Source organism: Allosphingosinicella sp. (assembly GCF_046295735.1).
Classification (GTDB): domain Bacteria; phylum Pseudomonadota; class Alphaproteobacteria; order Sphingomonadales; family Sphingomonadaceae; genus Allosphingosinicella.
On sequence record NZ_JBKBMQ010000003.1, the window covers coordinates 208,060 to 214,157 of the forward strand.

Annotated in this window: 3 protein-coding genes and 1 pseudogene; all 4 read left to right on the forward strand. The window is 71.0% G+C overall.

The genetic code is table 11. The features are described from left to right. The first annotated feature begins 17 nt into the window (after nucleotides 1-17). Entirely contained in the window at nucleotides 18-299 is a 282-nt protein-coding gene (locus tag ACK4K7_RS04850; RefSeq protein ID WP_431864096.1) for a type II toxin-antitoxin system ParD family antitoxin, read from the forward strand. After that, a pseudogene (locus ACK4K7_RS04855) lies at nucleotides 296-448 on the forward strand (type II toxin-antitoxin system RelE/ParE family toxin); the annotation flags it as partial. The gene ACK4K7_RS04850 and the pseudogene ACK4K7_RS04855, both read left to right, overlap by 4 nt. Before the next feature lie 201 nt (nucleotides 449-649). Then, nucleotides 650-3,292, forward strand: a complete 2,643-nt coding sequence (gene mutS / locus ACK4K7_RS04860; RefSeq protein WP_431864101.1) for a DNA mismatch repair protein MutS — start codon at nucleotides 650-652, stop codon at nucleotides 3,290-3,292. A gap of 33 nt (nucleotides 3,293-3,325) precedes the next feature. After that, nucleotides 3,326-6,067, forward strand: coding sequence for a [protein-PII] uridylyltransferase (locus tag ACK4K7_RS04865; protein WP_431864097.1), 2,742 nt, complete (start codon nucleotides 3,326-3,328; stop codon nucleotides 6,065-6,067). Nucleotides 6,068-6,098 lie beyond the last annotated feature (31 nt).

Sequence of the window (6,098 nt, forward strand, 5' to 3'; positions counted from 1 at the left end):
GGATTAAATCCTATTTGATGCGCAGCACCCGCCAACTCAGCATCACTCTGCCCCACCAGATGGCGGAGGCGGTGCGCGCACGCGTGGAATCCGGCGCCTATGCCAGCGAGAGCGAGGTGGTCCGGGAGGGGCTTCGCGCGCTCGACGCCCGCGAGCGCGCGCAGGAGGCCTGGTTGCACGGCGAAGTGGCGGCGGCTTACGACGCGTTGCAGGCCGATCCGTCACGGGCACGCAGCGTCGATCAGGTGCGCGAGACGATTGCGCGCGCCCACCGCAAGGCTTCGCGACAGGACGCATGACGCATTCGGTGCGCCTGGCGCCCGAGGCCGAAGCTCAGCTTCTCGCTCTTTACCACTATGTCGCCGGCCAGGCGGGACCGGATGTGGCGCGACGTTATGTCGACGCCGTTTTGGCGCGCTGCGAATCCCTGGGAAGCTTCCGTCGCGAGGAACGCCTCGGCACGATGTTCGGCCGGGTGTCAGGACGATACCCTTTCGTCGCCGGGCAACGATCGCCTTCCATGTCGGGGACGAAGAGGTCACGATCCTCGGCGTCTACTCGGCGGGACAGGATGTGGACGCGCTTCTGCGCGACGGCTGACGCGCAAAGCCGGTTCCCCCCGGGGCGTTCACCCTCTAACCTCCCCGCCATGGCCACAAAGGCGAAATCCGATCCGGCGCCCACGCCGATGATGGCGCAATATCTCGCCCTGAAGGCGGAGGCGCAGGACTGTCTGCTCTTCTATCGGATGGGCGATTTCTTCGAACTGTTCTTCGAAGACGCGAAGCTGGCGGCGGCCTGCCTCGACATCGCGCTCACCGCCCGCGGCGAGCATGAGGGGGAGCCGATCCCGATGTGCGGCGTGCCGATCCACGCCGCCGAGGCCTATCTCGCCCGGCTGATCAAGGCCGGCCACCGCGTCGCCATCGCGGAGCAGACCGAAAGCCCGGCCGAGGCCAAGAAGCGCGGCCACAAGGCGGTGGTGAACCGGGCCATCGTGCGGGTGGTGACGGCGGGCACGCTGACCGAGGAGGCTCTGCTCGATTCGCGTGCGGCGAACTGGCTGGTGGCGCTGGCGCGAGTGGGCGAACGCTGGGGCCTCGCCGCCGCCGACGTCTCCACCGGCCGCTTCGAACTTACCTCCATCCTCTCCTCGGCGCTCGATGCCGAGCTCGCCCGGCTGGGCGCGGCCGAGATCCTGACGCCGGGCGATCCGGACAAGGGGGGCGCGGGCATCGCCTTCCCGGCCGCGCAGACGGTGAGCCGGCCGGCGCGCGATTTCGACAGCCTCGCCGGCGAGCGGCGGCTGCGCGAGCGGTTCGAAGTGGCGACGCTCGACGGCTTCGGCCGGTTCGACCGGGCCGCGCTCGCCGCCGCGGGCGGGCTCCTCGCCTATCTGGACGACGTGGCGCGCGAGTCGCTGCCCTTCCTCCGTCCGCCGGTCGCGCGGGCGTCGGGCGATCATATGATGATCGACGCGGCGACCCGCGAGAGCCTGGAGCTGACCTGCTCGGCCGGCGGCACCCGCGCCGGCAGCCTTCTCCACGCGGTCGACCGTACGGTGACCGGCGCCGGGGCGCGCCTGCTGGCCGCCGATCTCGGCGCGCCTTTGCTCGACCGGGCGCGGATCGAGGCGCGGCTGGCGGTCGTCGCCTTGTTCGAGGGCGACGGGGGGCTGCGCGATTCGGTGCGCCGGCAGCTCAAGGCGTTGCCGGACATCGGCCGCGCGCTCGGCCGGCTGGTGGCGGGTCGGGGCAGCCCGCGCGACCTCGGGCAGCTGCGCGACGGCCTCAACGAAGCGCGGCGGCTGCATCGCCAGCTCGCGGCGGTCGCCGAGCCGCCGGCCCTGCTCGCCGAGCTTCTCCCCTGCCTCACCGGCCATGGCGAGCTGACCGACCTTCTCTCCCGCGCGCTGGTGCCCGCGCCGCCGATCGATTCGGCCCAGGGCGGCTATATCGCCGAAGGCTATGACGAGGCGCTCGACGCGCTGCGCGCCACCGGCGGCGAGGGACGCCGCGCCATCGCGGCACTGGAGGCGCGCTACCGCACCCAGACCGGCATCCAGGCGCTCAAGATCCGCCACAACGCGGTGCTCGGCTATCATATCGAGGTGCCGGCCAAGCATGCCGACCGGCTGATGGCGGCGGACAGCGGCTTCACCCACCGCCAGACGCTGGCCGGCGCCGTGCGCTTCAACGCGCCCGATCTGCACGAACAGGCGATGCGGGTCGGCCAGGCCGGCGCCCACGCCCTCGCCGCCGAGGCCGCGCATCTCGAGGAGCTGATCGACGAGGCGCTGAAGCGCGCCGAGCCGATCGCCGCCGCCGCCGACGCGCTCGCCCGGCTGGACGTGGCGGCGGGCCTCGCCGAACGGGCGGCGGAAGGCGGCTGGTGCCGGCCGGCGTTCGACGAGACGAACTGCTTCGACGTGGAAGGCGGCCGCCATCCGGTGGTGGAGGATGCGCTGCGGACCGGCGGCGAGCGGTTCGTCGCCAACGACTGCCGCCTGTCGGAGACGGAACGGCTGTGGCTGGTGACCGGCCCCAATATGGGCGGCAAATCGACCTTCCTCCGCCAGAACGCGCTCATCGCTCTCCTCGCCCAGGCCGGCGCTTTCGTGCCCGCCGCCCGCGCGCGGCTCGGCCTCGTGGACCGCCTGTTCAGCCGCGTCGGCGCGTCAGACAATCTGGCGCGCGGGCGATCGACCTTCATGGTGGAGATGGTGGAGACCGCCGCCATCCTGTCCCAGGCGACCGACCGGAGCTTCGTCATCCTGGACGAGGTCGGCCGCGGCACGTCGACCTATGACGGCCTCGCCATCGCCTGGGCGGTGGTGGAAGCGATCCACGATACGGCGCGCTGCCGCTGCCTGTTCGCCACCCATTATCACGAGCTCACCCGCCTCGCCGAGCGGCTGGACGCCTTGTCGCTCCACCATGTCCGCGCGCGCGAATGGAAGGGCCAGCTCGTCTTCCTCCACGAAGTCGCCACCGGACCCGCCGACCGCAGCTACGGCATCGCCGTCGCCAAGCTCGCCGGGCTGCCGCCGCCGGTGCTCGCCCGCGCCCGATCGGTGCTCGCCAAGCTGGAGGAAGGCCGCGCGGCGACCGGTGGCATCGCCGCCGGGCTGGACGACCTGCCGCTCTTCGCCGCCGCCGCGGCGCAGGAGGAGGCGGCGCCCGATCCGCTCGTCGCCGCGCTCGACGGGATCGACGCCGATGCCTTGAGCCCGCGCGAGGCGCTCGACCTCGTCTACCGGTTGAAGCGGATCGCGGCGGAGCAAGGCGGCTGACGACAAAGCGCGCCGCGTCGCCTAGATAGAGGCATGCCCAGCCGCTTCGCATCGGTGCCCCGCAAGCGCGCGATCGTCGATCGCCCGATGCTCGCCGAACGGCTGGCCGCGGCCGACCGGGCCCAGGCCACCGCGATCCTCAAGGAGGCGCTCGCCGCCGGGCGGGCGGAGATCGCGCGCCGGATCGAGGAGAAGCCGTGGCAGGGGACGGAGACCGCCGCCGCCTACGCCTTCCTCACCGATCAGGTGCTGCGGCTTGCCTATGATTTCGTCGCCGGCCGGCTCTTCCCCAATCCCAATCCGACCGCGTCCGAACGGCTGCTCTTGATGGCGGTGGGCGGCTATGGCCGCGGCGAGATGGCGCTCCATTCGGACGTCGACATCGCCTTCGTGACGCCGTGGAAGCCGGTCGGCTGGACCGAGCAGGCGATCGAGGCGCTGCTCTATCTGTTCTGGGACCTCGGCCTCAAGGTCGGCCATTCCAGCCGCTCGGTCGACGAGCTCATCCGCATCGCCGGCCAGGACCATACGGTCCGCACCGCCGTGCTGGAGGCGCGCTACGTCTGGGGCGAGGAGCGTCTATTCGACGAGGTGCAACGCCGCTTTTGGTCGGAGGTGGTGTCCGGCCAGTCCGCCGTGTTCGTCACCGAGAAGCTGGAGGAGCGCAACGCCCGCCACAAGCGGATGGGCGACAGCCGCTACGTGGTCGAACCCAACGTCAAGGAGGGCAAGGGCGGGCTACGCGACCTCCACACCCTCTTCTGGATCGGCAAATATGCCTATCAGGTGGGCTCGCTGTCCGAACTGGTCGACGCCGGTTTGCTGTCGCGCGAGGAGCTGCGCCGCTTCCAGAAGGCGGAGCGCTTCCTGTGGGCGGTGCGCTGCCATCTCCACATCGTCGCCGGCCGGGCCGAGGACCGGCTGACCTTCGACTATCAGCGCGAGCTCGCGCAGCGGATGAACTATGCCGACCGGCCGGGCGGCTCGCCGGTCGAGCGGTTCATGCGCCACTATTTCCTCCACGCGAAGATGGTCGGCGATCTCACCGGCGTCTTCCTCGCCCATCTCGACGAGAAGTTCGCCAAGCGGGGCCGCCGCTTCGGCCTTCCGGCGCTGCGGCGGCGGCCGGGCAAGCTTGAAGGCTTCGTGCTCGACCGGGGCCGGCTCGCGCTCCCGAGCGACGGCTTCCTGGCGGAGGATCCGGTCCGCCTCATCCAGATGTTCGCGCTTGCCGACCGCTACGGCCTTGAAATCCATCCGCTGGCGATGCGGGCGGCGGCGCGCAGCGCCAAGCTGATCGACGGCGACGTGCGCGCGGATGCGCGCGCCAACGCTTTGTTCCTCGACATCCTCGCCAGCCCGCGCGATCCCGAAACGGTGCTGCGCTGGATGAACGAGGCCGGCATCTTCGGCCGCTTCGTTCCCGATTTCGGCCGCGTCGTCGCGCAGATGCAGTTCGACATGTACCACCACTACACGGTGGACGAACATTCGATCCGGGCGATCGGCCTGCTCGCGCGGATCGAGAAAGGCGAGCTGAAGGACGACCATCCGCTCGCCACCACCATGTTCCGCCGGATCGCGTCGCGCCGCGTCCTCTATGTCGCCGTGCTGCTGCACGACATCGCCAAGGGACGGGGCGGAGACCACAGCCTGCTCGGCGCCGAAGTGGCGCGCGAGCTGTGCCCCCGCTTCGGCCTGACCGAGGCGGAGACGGAGACGGTCGCCTGGCTGGTGCGCTGGCACCTGCTCATGTCCGCCACCGCCTTCAAGCGCGATTTGGCCGATCCGAAGACGATTCAGGACTTCGCCGACCGGGTGAAGAGCCCGGAGCGGCTGCGGCTATTGTTCCTGCTGACGGTGGTCGACATCCGCGCCGTCGGCCCGGGCATCTGGAACGACTGGAAGCGCCAGCTGCTGAGGGAATTGTTCGAAAGCGCCGAGGAGGTGCTTCGGCTCGGCCACAAGCAGAAGGGCCGCAAGGAGCGGATCGCCGCCATCCAGGACGAACTCGGCCGCAGGCTCGGCTGGGACGACGCGCGCTTCGCCCGCCTCACCTGGCGCTTCCCGGACAGCTACTGGCTGTCGGAGCCGCCCGAGGTGCTGGAGCGCAACGCCCGTTTCATCGACGCCGCAGATCGCGGCGGCGACCGCGCCGCGCCGGTCGAGGCGGCGGTGCAGGAGGAGCGCGGCGCGACCCTGGTTACCGTCTATGCCAAGGACCAGCCCGGCCTGTTCTACCGGCTCGCCGGCGCCATCAGCCTCGTCGGCGGCAACATCATCGATGCGCGCATCCACACCACCGACGACGGCATGGCGCTCGACAATTTCCTGGTCCAGGACGCGGCGGGGCGCCCGTTCGACGATCCGCACCAGCTCGCCCGGCTCGAAGAGGCGGTGGCGCGGGCCGCCGGGGGGCAGGAGCCGCCGCGCGAGAAGCTGGAGGCGCGCCCGCTGCCGCTCGCCCGGGCCGAGGCCTTTTCCATCCAGCCCGCCGTCTTCGTCGATAACGAGGCGTCCAACCGCTACACCGTGATCGAGGTCAACGCCCGTGACCGGGCGGCGCTGTTGAGCGGCCTCGCCCGCGCCTTGTTCGAATCGCGGGCGCAGATCCATTCGGCCCACATCGCCACTTATGGCGAGCGGGCGGTCGACGTCTTCTATCTGACCGACGCCGCCGGCGGTAAGATCGAGAACCCTGCCCGCCTCCGCGCCCTCCGCGCCCGCCTCCTCAAGGCCGCCCGCGACGACGTCCCTGAACGCGCCGCCGCCTGAGCGGCGGCGGCAAGCGCCGTTTCCCCCCCAC